The organism is Lactococcus muris (assembly GCF_042849115.1).
Lineage (GTDB): Bacteria > Bacillota > Bacilli > Lactobacillales > Streptococcaceae > Lactococcus > Lactococcus muris.
In genome coordinates, this window is record NZ_BAAFQO010000004.1 from 1 (window position 1) to 18,434 (window position 18,434).

Consider the following 18,434-nt stretch of genomic DNA (forward strand, 5'->3'; position numbering starts at 1 on the left):
CCATAGGGGGACTCAGAGGGGACTTGTATTACGGGATTAAGGCCGTTGCCAACATGGTTGCCAACACAGATGGCGATGTGGCAGCCCTGTGGGAAGGCAGCAACGAGGAGCATAGCGCCCTCGCCAAGCAGTTGGTGGATGAAGTCCGCAGCGGTATGCCAATCCTAGGTGAAATGACACCGGGTCAAACATTCTCTATGCGTGGCACGCAGTACCGCTATCTTGAAAACAAGGGTGACGGGAATCATTTGGTAAATACGATAGAGCCTCAGTTCAATAGCCAATGGAATATCAATCCTGCGACGGATAACTATAATGACTCAACTTTAGATAATAACATGAAGAACTGGCATGATAATCTGCCAAGTGTTGTTCGCCGTCAGGTCCAGCCCGTGCAGCAGGAGTTTACTGGAGTGGGGCCGGATGCACATATCAGTGAAAATTGGTTTTCTAATTCTTCAGAATGGGCCAGTGGATGGATCCCCGTTGTAGGAACACCTCATGCTTTTATTTTAGACTTTGAGAATCCAGCCTTTACGGCTGCTTTGAAAAATGACTTTGCGGCAGTTGACTCTAACGGCGAGAAGAAGGCCTTTGCCCTTTCTGTAGCAGAAGTCAATCATCTTTCGGGTCCAGGCAAAGCTTTTCCAACTATGGCTTCACGTACCAGTGTAGGGGTAACACGAACACCATTTGGGGAGTGGCATCCTTGGTTGGTAATGCCAGTAGGAGGTTCAACAGGAACATTTAATGTAATCAATCATTGGAATGCGACGAACTCAGCGATAGGAGGACAGTGGCCCGCCCTCATCCTCCGCGACCAAGACGGCGCATGGACATCAAACATATAGAAGCAGTAACCAAGTGATGTTTATGATTGCTTGGTTTTTTATGTTGCTTTCGTCTCGGCATTTGATAGTGATAGCCTGCTAGAATAAGAAGAGAGCGAAAAGATATGTGCTAGAGCATCTTTCCTTCTTCAGAAAAGCAAAGTTATCGCTTCGGGGTCATAATTAGTCCGTGCCCGGTAACGGAGTATGTTATAATATAAACATGACAAAGGATATAAAATTAATCGCTTTAGAAATGACAATCAATTAGTGGATACAATCTAACAAAATAAATAGCAGTAATAAAAGGGATATTGGTAGTTTTTAAGCTTGAAATATTGAGGAAATCGTTAAGCGATATTTTTTTGAATTATAAGTGATTAAGTATAAAAACTAAAATTGTTACATAGTTTATTATCGTTAAAAGGTTGGTAATCGTTAAATGATATGTTTTCTTGAAACCTTTGATACATTTGAATAGTGAAAAGCCTTGTTTCAAGGCTTTTTAGCGTATAGGGGGCAGCTATCAGAGTGAGAGTAAAACATGAATGTTTAGGTCTGATAGTCCTAAAAGACTATATCAAGAGTATTTAAAGTTGTTGTGAAAATATCGCAGAATCAGAATTTGAGCCTATTTTCTCCTTCTGCAACGAAAATAATCTATCTGGGAGCCCCCCAGTTTTTTGTCCCAGGCTCTTTGATTAATTATTGTTAATGAAGTTAATCATCCAGTTACTGACATCAGAGTCAGTAAGCATAGGAATGATAGATTGTCCAAAGATGACAGGACTATATTATCCACCTATTGGAAAATAGACTAGTTTTATCAAATTCTATAAGAATAAATACAGGAGGTTCAGGAGACGGGGCCTTTTTTATGAACAGTCCCCAGTAGCTGATGATACTTTGGCACAAAATGGTAAATGATTGGCATGAAATGTTGTGGCAATTGCCGTAACAATCCCTTATAATAAATACATAAATCAAATAAATCAAAAGAGGTTATAAATATGTCTAACAAAAAAGTGATTTTGATTACAGGTGCATCATCAGGTATGGGAAAATTGTCAGCTCAAGATTTGATTAAAGCAGGTCACACGGTTTACGCCGTAGCACGAAGTGTTGATAAGATGAAAGACTTAGAAGCGCTAGGTGGACATATCATGAAAATGGACGTGACAGATGAAGCTGACATTGAGGCGGCAGTCAAAAAAGTAATTGAAGAGCAAGGTCGTATTGATGTTCTTTGGAATAACGCTGGCTATGGTCTTTACGGTCCAGTTGAAGATTTGTCTATGGAGAAAGTTCAACAACAATTTGAAGTCAACGTCTATGGTGTTGCTCGCTTGACAAAAAAAGTTCTTCCTTATATGCGTGAGCGACGTGAAGGTTTGATTATCAATACCTCATCAATGGGTGGAAAAATTTACACACCACTTGGAGCTTGGTATCATGCAAGTAAACACGCAATTGAGGGTTTCAGCGATTGCCTCCGTATGGAAGTCAAAGAGTTCGATATCAAGGTGGTTGTCCTTGAGCCAGGTATGATTAACACAGGCTTTAATGCGACTGTTGCTCAAAACTTCTCTTATGAATCAAAAAATGGACCTTATAAACGGTTAGTCAATGGTTACATTAAGCAGATGGAAAATAACCCAACACCAGGTTCAAAACCAGAGGTTATTTCACGAACTGTTTTGAAAATCATCAACGCTCGTAACCCTAGAACTCGCTATCTTGTTGGTCGTGGAGGAAAACTTCTTGTTGGAATTCGCCGTATCTTCGGAGATAAATTCTTTGATATGATGATGATGGCAGCAATGAGATAGATGAGGCACTAATAAATCTTTCATGGTATAACGATTATCTAAATAAGGAAAACAAGGAAAATGAAACTTAACATTACTAATCAATTTCAAGATTTTTTGCAATCCGTTGGTGTAGACCTACCTTTGCTTTTAGAAAGGGCAAATGTGCCTAATAAACTCTGGAAGGAAGAGATTAGTTTAACCGATTTAGAATATTATCGGCTCTTGCAAGAATTCGATCAAGTCATGACGGAAGAAAATATCCGCCAACTTAGTCAGTTTTCTCATATTCAGATGTTTGTACCAGCATTTTTTGCCGCTTTATCTTCTCCAAATGGGTTAGAAGCTCTCAAGCGTTTTGCCCGCTTTAAAAAAATTACAGGTCCAATTGTTGTGGATAGTATTGAATTAGAAAATACCGTCGAAGTCAGCTTTAAGTTTATCCATGCTAACATGGAATTGCCTAAGTTTTCTGTTCTTAATGAGCAGTTGTTAGTGCTGAGTTTGTTGCGAACTGGTATTGGAGCTCAGCGCTTATCCTTAGTTGTCGAAAGTCCTTATGATTATGATGACGTGACACTGGAAACCATTGGGGCTCAGGTTCAGAAAGGGGAAACCAACCGTCTGATTTTTGATAAGACTGATTTGTTCAAGCCATTTCTAACCCAGAACAATATCATGTGGCAATACTTGGAACCCGAGCTGAATCAACACTTGGCTCGTCAGGAAAGAGAACAGAGTTTTACTGGTCATGTTCAACAGGAACTTTACAAAGCCATATCAAGTGGATTTTTTTCAGTGGCGGACATATCACGCCATTTAGGTGTCAGTGTTCGAACACTACAACGAAACTTGACATCAGAAAATACAACCTTTAAACAGGAATTACAGGCTGTTCAGAAAGCAATGACTTTTTCCTATATAAAAATGGGGTTACCAACAGAGGAAATTTCATATTTAGTTGGGTATAGCGAAGTAAATGCATTTAGTCGAGCCTTTAAAAAATGGACAGGTAAAACAGTAACAGAATATAGAAAAGAAATGTTCTGATGAAACAAAGTTTAAAAAGATGTTCGAAAATTATCTTTTTACTGATGGCAAAGTCATATCCATGTGATGTGGCTTATTTTTATCATTGGAAAAGAAATACTAAAAAATGATATAATTATACGATAAAACCAAAACGTTAAAAGAGTCACACCTTTAGAGCTTTTTGCGCCCCCTAAACCGAAATAAGGAGAAATTGTATGATAAAATTAATCGCTTTAGACCTTGACGGAACCTTACTTAACAGTAAAAAGAAGATTTCCGTTCAAAACATTGAAGCCATACAAGCAGCAAGACAAAAGGGTGTGGAGGTTGTTTTGACAACAGGACGGCCTTTGGCAGCCATTCAACCTTTTTTAGAGACATTGGAAATGCTGGATTTTGATGATTTTAGTATTACTTTCAATGGTGGACTGGTCCAACGCAATACAGGTGAAATTCTCTCTAAAAAAGTGTTGAGTTACGATGATATACGCTTGATTAAACAAGAAACTTCTGCTCTGGAAATCCCTTGTGACATCTTGAGTGACGACATCGTGTATGTCACCAAAAGCGCGCGTCCTTCACAGTATCCTTCCCTTAACAGCCTTCTGGAATTTCATCCAGTAAGCTTTGACCAACTGCCACAAGATGGGATTTACAATAAAATCGTTTCCTGTACAGATGCTGACTTTCTTGATGCGCAGATTCGCAAGTTTCCAAAAGAATTATTTGAGCGGTTTGAAATTTTTAAGACACGTGATATCTTATTAGAGTTCATGCCTAAGGGAATAAATAAAGCGTTTGGTTTATCAAAGCTCATCGAACAGTTAGGACTCACACCTGATAATGTCATGGCCATGGGAGATGAGGAAAATGACCTGAGCATGATTTCGTGGGCAGGCTATGGTGTAGCCATGAAAAATGCCGTGCCAAAAGTTAAGCAAGCAGCCAATATCATTTCAGACTTTACAAATGACCAGCATGCAGTCGCCCAAGTGATTCAAGAATATGTCTTATAGGAGGAAATATGGGATTATTTGACCGTTTATTTGGTAAGAAAAAAGAAACCGAGAAAGTTGTTGAAGAAGTTGAAGTTAAGGAAGAAGTCGCTGGGGGAAATGATGAATCTGAGGAGCATTCGGAGCCTGTAGAATATGTCATTTTTTCTGAGCAAGCAGGAGAACTCCTGAACGAAACAATGCCTGAAATTCTTGCAGAGCTCGGCTCAGAAAGTTCACCATCAGATGAAGAAAGGGAAAACTTTCAAGAAGAGTCTGATGTGCTCGAAGAAGAGATTAAGGAGATTGAAAGTTCAGAACTTGCTGAAGAAGTTGTTTCTTTGGAAAAACAGAACGATGAACAGCTTTCTAAGGCTTCTGCACCTGTAGAAGCTCAAGAAGAAAAGACAGCTCATAATCTTGAGGAAAAATACGACAAGTCCTTGGAAAAAACGCGAAAGACCTTCGGAGAGCGCTTCAATGCCTTTTTAGCAAATTTTCGCTCTGTAGACGAGGAATTTTTCGAAGAACTTGAAGAAACGCTCATCATGTCAGACGTTGGGGTTGACCTAGCCTTGGAAGTCACAGAGGAGTTGCGACATGAAGCAAAGCTAGCAAATGCAAAATCGCAAGACGCCTTGCGTCAACTCATTGTTGAAAAAATTGTTGATAAATTTGATGATGAAAAAGTACCTTCTGATTTGAATCTACAAGAAGGTTTGACCGTCTTTCTCTTTGTGGGAGTGAATGGAGTTGGTAAAACAACGACCATCGGTAAACTTGCTCATCGTTATAAAGAAGAAGGGAAAAAAGTACTTCTTGCAGCTGCGGATACATTCCGAGCAGGTGCTATTGACCAGCTTGTAGAATGGGGCAAGCGTTCAGATGTTCCAGTTGTAACAAAAGCAGCGGGGGCTGATCCTGCCAGTGTTGTTTTTGATGCTGTAGAAAAAGCCAAGACTGAAAATTACGATATATTGCTCATTGATACAGCTGGACGCCTTCAAAATAAAGATAATTTGATGAAAGAGCTTGAAAAAATAGGGAAAATTATCAAGCGTGAGCTGCCTACAGCACCGCATGAAGTTATCTTGGCTCTAGATGCAACGACTGGTCAAAATGCGATTCAGCAAGCCAAAGAATTCAGTGCAGTGACACCGATATCAGGGATTGCTTTGACTAAGCTGGATGGTTCAGCAAAAGGTGGAATTGTTTTGTCCATCGTTCAGAGTTTGAAAATACCTGTTAAATTAGTAGGATTAGGGGAGCGGATTGACGATCTTGCTGATTTTGATGAAGAATTTTTTGTACGTGGCTTGTTTAAGGAACTCATCTAAACAGATATTCCCTCAGAAAGACGAACGATTAATAAAGGACACTAAACGACAGGGAGAAAAATGGAACCTTCTAACTAATAAGGTTCCATTTTTGTAACTTTTGGATAGAGAGGTCTTGTCGAGCTGATTCCTCAAAAAGAGCATTTTTACTGTGATGTCTTGAACATTTGCTTTTCGAAGAAACTCATCGAGACTTGAAAAAAAACGCAATTCAAGGTAAAATGAAAGGGTCTAGTTATAAAACTGTTTTATATAGAAAGGCTGTCATGTCGTATTCAAATTTGAAGTTGTTTGCGCTTTCATCTAATCAAAAGTTGGCTGAAAAGGTTGCAAAGGAAATTGGTATCCAAGTTGGGAAATCGCGTGTACTCACTTATGATGATGGTGAAGTCGAAGTCAAAATTGATGAGAGCATCCGTGGGGAACACGTCTTTATCCTCCAATCAACAAGTGCTCCAGTCAATGAAAACTTGATGGAACTGTTGATTATGATGGATGCTTTGAAACGTGCGAGTGCTGCTTCAATCAATGTGGTAATGCCTTATTATGGGTATGCGCGTCAAGACCGTAAAGCGCGAGCGCGTGAACCAATCACATCCAAATTAGTTGCCAATATGCTTCAAATTGCAGGTGCAGATCGTTTGATTACTTTTGATTTGCACGCTGCTCAGATTCAAGGCTTTTTCAATATTCCAGTGGATCATCTTATGGGGGCTCCATTAATCGCGGAATATTTTCGCCGTCATGGCTTTGCACAGGGGGGAGACCTCGTTATCGTTTCACCTGACCACGGTGGCGTAGGGCGAGCGCGTAAGTTGGCAGCTTTCTTGAAAGCACCGATTGCAATTATTGACAAGCGCCGTCCACGTGCGAATGTTGCAGAGATTATGAACATCATTGGTGATGTTAAGGGGAAAAAATGTATCTTGATTGATGATATGATTGATACAGCTGGAACGATTACCCTTGCAGCAAATGCTTTGAAAGAGCTTGGGGCTACAGAAGTTTATGCGTCATGTACACATGCTGTTTTATCAGGGCCAGCTATTGAACGCATTGAAAGCTCAGGGATTAATAAGCTTGTCGTTTTAGACACTATCGAAATACCAGATGAACGTCGCAGTAAAAAGATTGTTGAAATTTCAATTGCCCCCTTGCTTGCAGATGCAATCATCCGTATCCACGAAAAACGTCCGTTATCGCCGCTTTTCGAATTACATATCCCTACTGAAAATTAAGAGCAAAGTGGCCGAACGGTCACTTTTTTGAAAAATGGAAATAGAAAAAATAAAAGAACTTTATCGTGATGTTCCAGAGGCTGAACTTACGGCACGGGAACGTACTTTAGTCGCCTTGCTTTCAAGAACTTCTGCTGATTTTTCCAGATTACCTGTAGGACGTTTTCGCATTTTACAGTTTTCAGTCGCAGATTTTCCGGAATTTGTAGAGAACTTACGTTTTGTCTTGCCTGACTTGATCGGTCAAGATAGCGAAAAACAGTTTGTGATTGAAGAATATACGGGAAAAAACTTAAGCAAATCAGAACTCTCTGACAGTCTGCGCGTTTTGTCACAGGACATGGGAGAAAAGCTAGAGAGTTACATTGGGAGCTTTGCGTCGAGAGAGGATTTGGCTAAGGTTTATGCGGAAGAGTCAGAGTTTTTTAGGCAAAGAGCTAGCTTTAGTGAAGTTATACTTGCACACGCTTTAAGTCAAGTCGACAGCACACTGCTCAATAATGTAAAGCAAGAACTGCTCCAAAGTCCAGACGACATGGAACTGGTTCGAGCGCTTTACACAACTAAGGGAAACCAAGTGGCTGCAGCAAAGCTTCTCTACGTTCATCGGAACACCTTGCTTAATAAGATGAAAAAATATGAACAGAAGTACGGCTTGCAACTTATAGGGAGTGATCTTGTTTTAGCTTACAGCTTGATTGGGGCAGGGTTGGATAGAGTTTTCCCGCTTTCTTAGGTAGGTGATACTTATGGTAATGGACTGTCCGCATTGCCTTTAAAAGCACTAGTGAGAAACGTCAAGCTTTATGAGGCGAGGTGAAGGATCTTATGAGACAGTAATCAAGTCATCCTCTGAAGAAAAGCAGAAAAAATACTTTTTTGGTATAATAAAGCTTAATATTTGTAAAAGTAAATTATAAAAGTTTTAAGGAATAAAATATGGAATATAAACACAATGAGATTGAAGCCAAATGGCAAAAGTATTGGGCTGAAAATAATACTTTCCGCACAGGTACAGACAAAAACAAACCAAAATTTTACGCATTGGATATGTTTCCTTACCCTTCAGGAGCAGGACTTCACGTGGGCCATCCCGAGGGTTATACAGCAACGGATATTCTGAGCCGTTACAAGCGTGCACAAGGCTATAATGTCCTTCATCCGATGGGCTGGGATGCTTTTGGGTTGCCTGCAGAGCAGTATGCGATTGATACAGGGAATGATCCAGCTGAATTTACAGCTAAGAATATCGCCACTTTCAAGCGCCAAATTAACAGTCTTGGCTTTAGCTATGACTGGGAGCGGGAAATAAATACAACAGATCCAGAGTTTTACAAGTGGACACAGTGGATTTTCACTAAACTTTATGAAAAAGGTTTAGCTTATGAGGCAGAAGTACCTGTAAACTGGGTAGAGGAACTGGGAACAGCTATTGCAAATGAGGAAGTCCTCCCTGATGGTACTTCTGAACGTGGAGGCTATCCTGTTGTCCGTAAACCTATGCGTCAGTGGATGCTCAAAATCACGGCTTATGCAGAACGCTTGCTCAATGACTTGGAAGAGCTCGACTGGCCTGAGTCAATCAAAGAGATGCAACGCAACTGGATTGGAAAATCAGTGGGTGCAGATGTGAATTTTAAGGTAGAAGGTAGAGATGAAACATTCACCGTCTTCACCACGCGCCCAGAAACACTCTTTGGAGCGACTTTTGCCGTTCTTGCACCAGAACACCCATTGGTGGAGAAGATTACAACAGCAGCGCAAGCAAAAGCTGTTGAAGAGTATCAACATCAAGCTAGTCTGAAGTCAGACTTGGCACGTACAGACCTAGCAAAAGATAAGACTGGTGTGTGGACAGGTGCCTATGCAATTAATCCTGTAAATGGTAAGAAAATGCCAATCTGGATTGCGGATTATGTACTTGCCAGCTATGGTCATGGGGCCGTCATGGCAGTGCCTGGGCATGATGAACGTGACTGGGAGTTTGCCAAGGCTTATGATTTGGAAATTGTCCCTGTTTTCGATGGTGGGAATGTTCAGGAAGCTTGCTATACAGAAGGCGGAAAGATGATTAACTCGGACTTTTTGAATGGTCTGGAGAAGGAAGAAGCTCTTGAAAAAATAGTTGCCTATCTTGAAGAAAAAGGCATCGGTTCTCGTAAGGTAACTTACCGTCTGCGTGACTGGCTCTTTAGCCGCCAACGCTATTGGGGGGAACCAATTCCGATTATCCACTGGGAAGATGGCACAAGTACTGCAGTTCCAGAAGATGAGCTTCCATTAGTCTTACCAAAAACGTCGAACATCAAGCCCTCAGGTACGGGAGAGTCACCTTTGGCTAACTTGACAGATTGGTTGACTGTGACCCGAGAAGACGGTGTAAAAGGGAGACGTGAAACAAATACTATGCCACAGTGGGCTGGTTCTTCATGGTACTATCTTCGCTATATAGATCCGAAGAACAGCAAAGCTATCGCTGACCCAGAACTTATTAAAGAATGGCTTCCTGTAGATATTTATATTGGAGGAGCAGAACATGCCGTCCTTCACTTGCTTTATGCGCGTTTCTGGCATAAGGTACTCTATGATTTGGGAATTGTTCCAACAAAAGAGCCTTTCCAAAAGCTTTTTAATCAAGGAATGATTTTAGGAACTTCTTATCGAGACAGTCGCGGTGCTTTGGTTGCTACGGATAAGGTTGAAAAGCGCGAGGGTTCATATTTCAACATCGAAACAGGTGAGGAACTTGAACAAGCACCAGCGAAAATGTCTAAGTCATTGAAGAATGTGGTTAATCCTGATGATGTTGTGAAACGTTATGGCGCTGATACTTTACGTGTTTATGAAATGTTCATGGGACCTTTAGATGCAAGCATTCCTTGGTCAGAAGAAGGACTGGAAGGCGCACGCAAATTCTTGGACCGCGTGGTACGTTTGCTCAGCAACAGCACAATCACAGAAGAAAATGACGGCAGCTTGGATAAGGTTTATAATGAAACGGTTAAAAACGTTACGGAACGTCTGGACCACATGTTGTTCAACACTGCGATTTCACAACTGATGATTTTTGTTAATGCTGCCAATAAAGCCAAAACTCTGCCGCTTGAATACGCCAAAGGTTTTGTCCAACTTTTAGCGCCATTTGCACCTCACCTTGCGGAGGAACTTTGGGTAGAGCTTGGAAATGAAGCAGGAATTTCTTACGTACCGTGGCCAACATATGATGAAAGCAAACTTGTTGAAAACGAAGTAGAAATTGTTGTGCAAATTAATGGTAAACTCAAAGCAAAAGTAAAAATTGCAAAAGACTTACCGAAAGATGAGTTAGAAAAAGTTGGACTGGAAGCAGTAAAAGTTGAAGGAAATATCGTCAAAGTTATTGCAATTCCAAATAAATTGGTAAATATTGTAGTTAAGTAAAGTAGGTCTTTCAAACAAGACTGTTGAAAAGAGACGGGGCAAAGGCCCGACAATAAAAACACTTAATCATGTGTATAAGAAAATACACAGATTAAGTGTTTTTTTACGCGTTTTGGATGAATTTAGTCTTTTTTAATTTTGTCCCTGACTTTATATAATTCTATCTTTATTACACAAGACATCGTGTTAAAGAAAAATTATGTAAAATTTTTCAACAGTTTCGACTCAAATTCACTGTAAAGGTATGAACGATATTTTTGATGAGAGTTAACTATGTCAATGGCGTTTGTTCTATGTTTTTAGGAGATTTAGGGTGAAATGGATCAAAAAAGTTCATTTCCTACATTGTATCCCAAACCTTGCTCTTTTTACACGCCTTACACACAGTATGAGAAACAAAAAGTCAGGAAACTTGTGCATTTTTTGCTACAATAATTAGTGAGTTTGCTGTTTGATTTGAGATAAAACCGCAAATGATTGAATGAGAGAAAGAGGGAGTCATGCCTTTTTATACAACGAACGACGGCGTTCAAATTAATTATCACAGTTATGGTCAAGCAGGAAAGCAGGCTCTGGTTTTTATTAACGGTTATTCTGCCAGCGAGGTGACTTGGGCTTTTCAAATCGATTTTTTTGTTTCAGCAGGTTATCGCGTTATCACTTATGACCATCGTAGTCATGGGCAGAGTCAGGAAGTGGATTATGGAATGACTCTTCACCGCTTGGCTACAGATTTAGAGGAACTCATGACTTTTCTACAGTTGGAGAAACCCATATTAGTCGGGCATTCGATGGGGGCAGCAACTATTATGGCTTATGAAGAACTCTTTACAGATGCGAGGTTGACGGCCATTGTCACGGAGGATCAGGCACCGACATTTATGAAAGCCAAAGATTGGATGGACGGAAATACGGGAAAAACACTGGGCGAATTAGAACATTTTATCAGGGACTTTCCACGCACAAAATTAACGAATCGTCAACTCACAGGCCAAGTCAAGCGGGTTCTTGGAAAGGGCATGCTTCCTTTTGATTTTCAAAAGCACCAAGATTTATTGCAGAACGTGATTACACAGGACTGGCGGAAAAATCTTACAAGAGAGCGCGTGCCGCATCTTTTCCTTGCTGGCGGTCACTCGCCAATCTTTCCACCAGAGCATGCACAAGCTGCTCGCAAGCTCCAAAGGAATACACTCTCAGAGGTAAGTGTTTTTGAAGATTGTGGACATATTCTTCATGTTGAGAACATTGAGGCTTTTAATGAAAAACTCCTTACTTTTATTGAAAAGATAGTGTGAAAAGACTGGAATTAAAGGGCGAAATTATCTGAAATCAGCTAAAATATATAAGCAAAAAAAACGTTCCATTTTGGTTAGAAAATCGAGCGTTTTTTTCTTTTTGAATTTCTCTCAGTTTTTGAATTTTTCCTTATCCGTAAGCAGCATCTTATCTTCCTGCGCTTCCAGGTACTCTAAGAAGATTATTTTGAGTAAGGCTGCCACAGGAACTGCAACAAACATTCCCAAGATTCCGAAATAAGCACCGCCTATGGAAATAGAAATGATAACAATGATGGGATTAACGTTTAAAGCTCCACTCATTAGTTTCGGACCAATAATATTACCATCGATTTGTTGGAGAATGATGAGCATGGTGATTGTAGCAAGCGCTGCTTCCCAGCCACCTGTAAAAAAAGCGATAAGCATTGCAATGAGAGAGGCAAAAATCGAACCAAAATAAGGAATCATGTTTCCGATACCGATAAGCAAACCTAAACCGACTGCGAAAGGATTGGTGGCAATTCCAGTGAAGTGCATGATTGTCAGTAATAAAGTCGATAAAATCCAAATGATACAGGCATCAAGAAATTGAGCAGAAATAAATTTATAGAAAATGACATCGGTTTGTCGAAGATAGTGTTTGATTGTCCTTAAGTGCTCCTCCTTTGTTGAAATGCGTCCAACCCGTGTGAGGAGTTGCAAAATGCTTTCTTTGTAAAGCAAGAGATAAATGGAGATGATTAAACCAATAATCAAACGAAAAACTTGTGAGGCTAATCCCAAAGTGAAAGTGCTTAAGGACTCAATCCCGCTACTGATGTAGCGTGCAGCATCTTGCGCTGTAAAATTATCTACAAAGTAACGAATGGATTCTTCAATGTTGAGAAAATTATCCAATTCTTGAAACTGATTACTGTTTAACCATTGGGAAATATTGTGGTAAATGTTGGGTAATATACGTAGAAATTCGGCCAAATTTCGCACCACAAGAGGAAATAGATAATAAAAACTAAAAAAGAGAAGAAGCAGAACAAAGATATAGACAATAAAAATACTGAACTGCCTCGCATGGCGATGAATAAACTTTAAGTTTGTTTGTTTCAGAAGTAGAATCAGTTTGTTGACAGGTTTATTCAAGAAGTAGGCAAAAATTGCGCCAAAAAAGAGTGGCGACAGTATTTGCAGAAAATGCCCAATGCTTTTAGCAATGGGATTCATATTTGATAAGATATTAAAAAGTAAAAAGACTGTGAGAATAAAAAGTAAGCCATTGAGCCAAAGGTTCCAGTTGAACTTTATTTTTTCCAAGGGAGATCTGTCCTTTCGGTTGACTTTTAAAGAAAGTCTTTCTTTTATTTTAATATCATTAGAAAATCCTGTCAATTGTTTTAAGAAAAAACACAGAAAGTCGTCTGTGTCTATAAATAAATTTGGCAAGAAAAACTAGTGGTTGCGATAGTCAACAATCTCAATATGTGGTGCTATTTTTTCCCCGTCGCCCATGATTTCAATCAAATGGTTAGGCGTCATACGGACATACATATTTTCGTCAAAGTACATCATTCCCCAAGCTTTACAATAGAAGTCGCCTAGAGGAGATTCTATTCTCCCATCAAAAACAGCAGGCACTTCGCCCTTATTTACCGCAACAATGCGATAGCGAGTAATACCGCAGCAAGTACTGGCAACAGTTTCATCACTTAAAGTATGGTCAAAGTCTAAGACAAAATCAGCGGGCTTATCCTCAATCATGGCTAAAAGTCTCTGTGTAATTGTGTCATCAAGTGTAATTTTCATAGTTTTATTTTACTATGAAATGTGAGAGATTGCACAGAAGAAGATTAAAATTAAACAGAAGAAAGCACTAAGTGGAGATGTAAAATTTTGTCCTTTTTTATAGGACTATAAAAATTTTAAAAAGTCTAGTTTTTATAATAGTGCTGTGCTTTACAAAGTGACGTGAAAGCGATATAATGTTAGTTGGAAATTTTTTTCATTATTATACTATAAGTAGGAGACCGATTTTAAATGACTAAGAAAAAAATCGTGGTCATCGGTGGTGGTGTTGCTGGGGTTCATGCAACACGTGAGCTTTCGAAAAAGCTTAAAGCAAATGCTGACATCACTTTGATTGACAAACACAGCTATCATACATCTATGACTCAGCTTCATGAAGTTGCAGCAGGACGTGTGCCATTCACAACAGTTCAATACGACTTCCAAAAACTTTTGGGAAAACGTAAAAATGTGAGCCTTGTAACTGATGCTGTTGTAAGTCTTGATAAAGAAAACAAAAAAGTTATTACAGAGCACGGAAGCTATGATTATGATTACGTCATTGTCGCTCTGGGTGGGGAACCAAATGACTTTGGTGTGCCAGGTGTTAAAGAACACGGCTTCACACTTTGGTCCCTTGAGGATGCTATGCGCATCAAACGTCAACTTGAAACTGTTGTCCAATACGGTTCAACAGAAGTTAATGATGAAAAACGTCGTGCACTCTTGACGATTTCTGTTGCAGGTTCAGGCTTTACAGGGATTGAAATGGCTGGTGAACTGATTGACTGGCGTAAAAAAGTTTCAACAGATTGGAAGATTCCAGAAGAAGAAATCACAATTAACGTTGTTGAAATGATGCCAACAATCCTAAACACATTGGACCGTAAGCAGGCAGATAAAGCACATGCCTACCTCGAAAAGAAAAATGTCAATGTATTAACAAATCATGGTATTGTTGAAGTTGCAGAAGACCACATCAAAGTAAATGTTGGCGGACGAGATGAAGAAAAAGTTCTAAAAGAAATCCCAACACACACATTGATTTGGACTACAGGTGTTCAAGGTAATACAGCAGCGCAAACTAATCTCAATGAAACAGAACGTGGTCACCGCCTCCAAGCCAACGAATTTATGCAAGCTGTTGGCTTTGAAGATAAAGGAATCTATGTAGCTGGGGACGTTTCAGGTTATATCGAACCAGATACTGGCCGTCCAACACCACAAATCGTTGAAGCAGCAGAGCAAACAGCACATACAGCAGCTTCGAATATCATTGCAGATATTAATGGTGGTAGCAAACACAAACACGTAAGTAAGTACCAAGGAACAATGGTTTCGATCGGTTCAACTTGGGGTGTAGCTAAAGTCGGCAGTATGCGTCTGACAGGCTTCTGGGCGATGCTGATGAAGAACATCGTTTACTTTATCTACACATTGCAAATCCGCTCAGCACACTATTTCTGGCGTTATGCATTGGATGAAGTTTTCCGTACAAAAGATGGTCGTAACTTCATGCGCGGTCATACTTCACGCTTAGGTAATGTTCTCTGGGCTGTACCACTTCGTATCTTCTACGGTCTCGTTTGGTTGACAGAAGCAATGAAGAAAATCGTTGGTGAAGGTCAGCTCTTTAACCCGACAACTTGGTTCGGTAAAGGCTCTTGGTTTACGGACGATCTTAAATTCCCGTTTGCTTGGTTGCAAGAAGTACCGAAACATGCAGATGCTGCTGCTGGCGCAACAGGTGAGGCAGCAACTAAGGCAGCTGAAGCTGCTGCTGGTGCAACAGATGCGGCAGCTAGTGGCGGTGCTGAAGCGGTACATAAAGCAACAGAATGGGGACTTTCATACGCTTATGGAACAGATCCAATGCCAGTCTTTGAAAAAGTACCAAACTGGATGGAACCTTTCTTTAAATTCATGATTCCAAATCGTGATGTCGCTTTATTCATGCAAAAATTCATGTCTATTGTTGAAGTTTTACTTGCTCTTGCAATCATCTTTGGTCTCTTTACTTGGATTGCATCAGGCGTAACTGCGGCCTTGACAGTGATGTTTGCACTTTCAGGAATGTTCTTCTGGGTAAATATCTGGTTTATTCCAGTAGCCATTGCCTTGATGAATGGCTCTGGACGTGCCTTTGGTTTAGACAAATGGGTTCAACCTTGGATTCAAAAACTACTTACCCAAATATGGTATGGGAAGTCTCGTTCCATCTATAAAGGACGTTAATTTTAGAATAGCTCTTAGGGAGCTATTTTTGTTTGCAGCAGTGGCAATCTTTCTCCTGAAATTGATTCTTGATCATTTATCAGATATAATAATAGAGTGGTTATCTCATATGCGTGCTCTTCTATTTCTCAGCAGTTACGCAAATATTTATCAAAGGACGTCCAAGATACCTTATGACATTTAAAACTTTTTTAGAACTTGTCGAAATTAAAACAAAAATTGCAAGTATTTTTCCCTATATCATTGGTTTGCTTTTCAGTTTGAGCTATTTCAAGTCCTTTAATCTTGCCTTATCTCTTCTGTTTTTTCTTGCCATGTTAATTTTTGACATGACAGTAACGGCTATTAATAACTATCAAGATTTTCAAAAAGCGAATGATGAGGTGTATAAAAGAGAAGAAAATATTATTGGTACAGCTAAGCTGGATCCCATGTTTGTTAGGAATCTCATCTTATTTATGCTTGCTCTAAGTCTTTTCTTGGGCTTTTTCCTTGCCTATTTCACAGGCTGGCTCTTTTTATTACTAGGAGGAATTGTCTTCTTTATTGGAGTCTTTTATACGTACGGACCCATCCCTCTTTCTCGCATGCCTTTGGGGGAAATATTTTCCGGTGGAACGATGGGCTTTGGAATCTTTGCGATGGTCGTGCTTGTGAACAGTGCACAACATCCCACCTTCAAGCTTAATCTTAACTTTTCGAGTGATTCCTTTACTTTTTCTGGAAGTATGCTGGGAGCAGTAGCGATGATTGTTGCGAGCTTACCTCTAGTCTTGACAATTGCGAACATTATGCTGGCTAATAACTTACGTGATCTGGACACAGATATCAAAAATCATCGCTACACTTTAGTTTATTATATAGGACGTAAACAAGGGTTTCAGCTTTTTCAGCTTCTCATGTATAGTGCGTATCTTTTCCTTATTTTAGGCTTTTTCCTTGGATTTTTTGAGTGGCCTACACTATTGACTTTACTTTCATTTCCTATAATCAAGAAAAATTTAAAACGGCATGCAGCAGAAGTTCCAGCTCCTCATAGCTTTGTTTATTCTTTGAAGAACATGGTGACTTTTAACAGTTTTTATGCTCTGTCTTTACTTTTGGCGATTTTTTGGCAAATATTAGTAAAATAAAAAGGAGGAGGCTGGGACAAAAGTCCAAAATAATGGAAAATCGCTCAATTACGGTCATTAAGAATGTCGTGGTTGAGCGATTTTGATTTTTTAGTTTTGGACAAAAACAGTCAAATTTCGACTTTTGTCCTAGCCTATTTTTAGCTTGACAGAAATTCAGTCAATAACGTTATAATCATACTCGTCTTCCTTGATTTCTTGTGCAATACCCAGCCAAGACATCCAGCCCAAGTGGACACCAATGAAAACAATACCCCATCCGATAGCAAAGTTCAAAAGCCAAGGGTGGATAATTTTCAGTGAAGTCAGCTTCATTCCGGCATAAGCAATGATAGGCCCTGACACAAGAAACCAATTGTATTTGTTTTTCATATATTTTTTCATTAAACTTATTAGTCTCCTTAAAAAAGTATAGAAAGAGATTCCGTGAAAAATCAATTAGATTTTTGCATACAATTATTTTTGCTTTTTTTCATTTCTTTTCGTTACTTCCCCCTTCTCTTTCATCGCTTTCAAAATCACCGCTGTGACTGTTTTGGAGGAAATGAAGCCACCAATGCTACAAAGAGACAGCCCTACAGTAAGATTTAAAACTAGGGTTTCAAACATAAAAATGGACATTACCATGATACCAAGTGAAAGGATAAGGCTACCTATATACAAGAGTATGTTTTGTTTTATTTCCACTTTCATTAGGCTAAAATATATCCGTCTAAGCGACCATCATCGCGGTCAAGTCCCCAAGTAATGGCACCACCAATGGAAATTCCTGCAAGTGTGGTAGCTAACCTGATTGCAGACATGATTATCCCTGAAACTCCTATTCCCACTCTACGTAATATTTGGCCTTGGACTACACGAGTGATAAGAGTGCGGTGAGTTTGGAGGAGAGAGGCCAGTGCAGCACGGCTTCGGGCAGCTGCACCAATCCCAACGGCAATGAGTCCTACATCTATAACAGTACCTATAAAACGACGGGAATTCCACCAATTTCTTCCGAATCTGCGAAGAAGAGGATTATATCCAGTAAGACTTAAATACTCCTCCAAAGCTTTTGAAACTCTTTCTTCATCTTCAGGGGTGATTGTCAATGATTCAATTTCGCTGTGACCATATTTTTCTTTGATATAGTCAAGGGCTTGGTTTGATTTTTGTTCCTGCGCCACATATTCACTTGGCAATTGTATCGGTTGATAAATTTCAGCTTCATTTGAAGTTTCTGAATTAACTTGTTCATCAACTTTCACATCATTCGCCTGTACGACTCCAACAACAGGGAGACCAACAGCTGTAAATAAAACTAGGCTTGCTACAAGTACCATGATAAATTTTTTTCCTTTCAATTCGATA

Annotated in this window: 15 protein-coding genes and 1 pseudogene; 11 read left to right on the forward strand and 5 right to left on the reverse strand. The window is 39.7% G+C overall.

Annotated features, from left to right (window positions below; genetic code table 11):
* The 9 genes and pseudogenes from ACGHCK_RS03255 to ACGHCK_RS03295 form a co-directional block, all read left to right on the forward strand.
* Positions 1-851, forward strand: a pseudogene (locus ACGHCK_RS03255) (hypothetical protein); the annotation flags it as partial.
* A 989-nt stretch (positions 852-1,840) separates the two neighbouring features.
* On the forward strand, positions 1,841-2,659 hold the full coding sequence (locus tag ACGHCK_RS03260) for an oxidoreductase (RefSeq protein ID WP_251423276.1): 819 nt from the start codon (positions 1,841-1,843) through the stop codon (positions 2,657-2,659).
* A 60-nt stretch (positions 2,660-2,719) separates the two neighbouring features.
* Entirely contained in the window at positions 2,720-3,688 is a 969-nt protein-coding gene (locus tag ACGHCK_RS03265; RefSeq protein WP_251423279.1) for an AraC family transcriptional regulator, read from the forward strand.
* Between the two features lie 197 nt (positions 3,689-3,885).
* On the forward strand, positions 3,886-4,686 hold the full coding sequence (locus tag ACGHCK_RS03270; protein ID WP_251423282.1) for a Cof-type HAD-IIB family hydrolase: 801 nt from the start codon (positions 3,886-3,888) through the stop codon (positions 4,684-4,686).
* Positions 4,687-4,694: 8 nt separating this feature from the next.
* On the forward strand, positions 4,695-6,002 hold the full coding sequence (gene ftsY / locus ACGHCK_RS03275) for a signal recognition particle-docking protein FtsY (protein WP_251423285.1): 1,308 nt from the start codon (positions 4,695-4,697) through the stop codon (positions 6,000-6,002).
* A 266-nt stretch (positions 6,003-6,268) separates the two neighbouring features.
* Positions 6,269-7,240, forward strand: coding sequence for a ribose-phosphate diphosphokinase (locus tag ACGHCK_RS03280; RefSeq protein ID WP_202231483.1), 972 nt, complete (start codon positions 6,269-6,271; stop codon positions 7,238-7,240).
* A 34-nt stretch (positions 7,241-7,274) separates the two neighbouring features.
* Positions 7,275-7,976, forward strand: a complete 702-nt coding sequence (locus tag ACGHCK_RS03285) for a helix-turn-helix domain-containing protein (protein ID WP_251423288.1) — start codon at positions 7,275-7,277, stop codon at positions 7,974-7,976.
* A gap of 203 nt (positions 7,977-8,179) precedes the next feature.
* Complete coding sequence (gene leuS, locus ACGHCK_RS03290; RefSeq protein WP_251423291.1) at positions 8,180-10,660, forward strand: leucine--tRNA ligase; 2,481 nt, start codon at positions 8,180-8,182, stop codon at positions 10,658-10,660.
* Positions 10,661-11,160: 500 nt separating this feature from the next.
* Positions 11,161-11,958, forward strand: a complete 798-nt coding sequence (locus ACGHCK_RS03295) for an alpha/beta fold hydrolase (RefSeq protein WP_251423294.1) — start codon at positions 11,161-11,163, stop codon at positions 11,956-11,958.
* 111 nt (positions 11,959-12,069) lie between these two features.
* On the opposite strand, the gene ACGHCK_RS03300 is transcribed toward ACGHCK_RS03295, so the two are convergent.
* On the reverse strand, positions 12,070-13,248 hold the full coding sequence (locus ACGHCK_RS03300) for an AI-2E family transporter (RefSeq protein WP_271328075.1): 1,179 nt from the start codon (positions 13,246-13,248) through the stop codon (positions 12,070-12,072).
* A gap of 135 nt (positions 13,249-13,383) precedes the next feature.
* Complete coding sequence (locus ACGHCK_RS03305; RefSeq protein ID WP_202231595.1) at positions 13,384-13,737, reverse strand: iron-sulfur cluster biosynthesis family protein; 354 nt, start codon at positions 13,735-13,737, stop codon at positions 13,384-13,386.
* A gap of 231 nt (positions 13,738-13,968) precedes the next feature.
* Here ACGHCK_RS03305 and ACGHCK_RS03310 point away from each other — a divergent pair, with 231 nt between their 5' ends.
* Together ACGHCK_RS03310 and menA are read left to right on the forward strand one after the other, a co-directional pair.
* The gene (locus ACGHCK_RS03310; RefSeq protein WP_202231594.1) at positions 13,969-15,951 is read left to right on the forward strand and encodes an FAD-dependent oxidoreductase; all 1,983 of its coding nucleotides are present in this window, start codon (positions 13,969-13,971) and stop codon (positions 15,949-15,951) included.
* 173 nt (positions 15,952-16,124) lie between these two features.
* On the forward strand, positions 16,125-17,084 hold the full coding sequence (gene menA, locus ACGHCK_RS03315; protein WP_251423300.1) for a 1,4-dihydroxy-2-naphthoate polyprenyltransferase: 960 nt from the start codon (positions 16,125-16,127) through the stop codon (positions 17,082-17,084).
* A gap of 156 nt (positions 17,085-17,240) precedes the next feature.
* Here the strand turns inward: menA and ACGHCK_RS03320 are convergent, their stop codons facing one another.
* From ACGHCK_RS03320 to ACGHCK_RS03330, 3 genes are all read right to left on the reverse strand, one after another.
* Complete coding sequence (locus ACGHCK_RS03320; RefSeq protein WP_251423303.1) at positions 17,241-17,468, reverse strand: hypothetical protein; 228 nt, start codon at positions 17,466-17,468, stop codon at positions 17,241-17,243.
* A 72-nt stretch (positions 17,469-17,540) separates the two neighbouring features.
* Positions 17,541-17,777 carry a hypothetical protein gene (locus ACGHCK_RS03325; protein WP_251423306.1) on the reverse strand — a complete coding sequence of 79 codons (237 nt, stop codon included), beginning with the start codon at positions 17,775-17,777 and terminating at the stop codon, positions 17,541-17,543.
* Positions 17,777-18,406 carry a hypothetical protein gene (locus ACGHCK_RS03330; RefSeq protein WP_251423309.1) on the reverse strand — a complete coding sequence of 210 codons (630 nt, stop codon included), beginning with the start codon at positions 18,404-18,406 and terminating at the stop codon, positions 17,777-17,779. The genes ACGHCK_RS03325 and ACGHCK_RS03330 overlap by 1 nt, the downstream gene beginning before the upstream one ends.
* Positions 18,407-18,434: the final 28 nt, after the last annotated feature.

What these genes read in the sequence shown, in the direction of transcription:
- ACGHCK_RS03260 (WP_251423276.1), top strand. Translation starts at nt 1,841, where the DNA reads ATGTCTAACAAAAAAGTGATTTTGATTACAGGTGCATCATCAGGTATG.
- ACGHCK_RS03265 (WP_251423279.1), top strand. Translation starts at nt 2,720, where the DNA reads ATGAAACTTAACATTACTAATCAATTTCAAGATTTTTTGCAATCCGTT.
- ACGHCK_RS03270 (WP_251423282.1), top strand. Translation starts at nt 3,886, where the DNA reads ATGATAAAATTAATCGCTTTAGACCTTGACGGAACCTTACTTAACAGT.
- ftsY (WP_251423285.1), top strand. Translation starts at nt 4,695, where the DNA reads ATGGGATTATTTGACCGTTTATTTGGTAAGAAAAAAGAAACCGAGAAA.
- ACGHCK_RS03280 (WP_202231483.1), top strand. Translation starts at nt 6,269, where the DNA reads ATGTCGTATTCAAATTTGAAGTTGTTTGCGCTTTCATCTAATCAAAAG.
- ACGHCK_RS03285 (WP_251423288.1), top strand. Translation starts at nt 7,275, where the DNA reads ATGGAAATAGAAAAAATAAAAGAACTTTATCGTGATGTTCCAGAGGCT.
- leuS (WP_251423291.1), top strand. Translation starts at nt 8,180, where the DNA reads ATGGAATATAAACACAATGAGATTGAAGCCAAATGGCAAAAGTATTGG.
- ACGHCK_RS03295 (WP_251423294.1), top strand. Translation starts at nt 11,161, where the DNA reads ATGCCTTTTTATACAACGAACGACGGCGTTCAAATTAATTATCACAGT.
- ACGHCK_RS03305 (WP_202231595.1), bottom strand. Translation starts at nt 13,737, where the DNA reads ATGAAAATTACACTTGATGACACAATTACACAGAGACTTTTAGCCATG.
- ACGHCK_RS03310 (WP_202231594.1), top strand. Translation starts at nt 13,969, where the DNA reads ATGACTAAGAAAAAAATCGTGGTCATCGGTGGTGGTGTTGCTGGGGTT.
- menA (WP_251423300.1), top strand. Translation starts at nt 16,125, where the DNA reads ATGACATTTAAAACTTTTTTAGAACTTGTCGAAATTAAAACAAAAATT.
- ACGHCK_RS03320 (WP_251423303.1), bottom strand. Translation starts at nt 17,468, where the DNA reads ATGAAAAAATATATGAAAAACAAATACAATTGGTTTCTTGTGTCAGGG.
- ACGHCK_RS03325 (WP_251423306.1), bottom strand. Translation starts at nt 17,777, where the DNA reads ATGAAAGTGGAAATAAAACAAAACATACTCTTGTATATAGGTAGCCTT.
- ACGHCK_RS03330 (WP_251423309.1), bottom strand. Translation starts at nt 18,406, where the DNA reads ATGGTACTTGTAGCAAGCCTAGTTTTATTTACAGCTGTTGGTCTCCCT.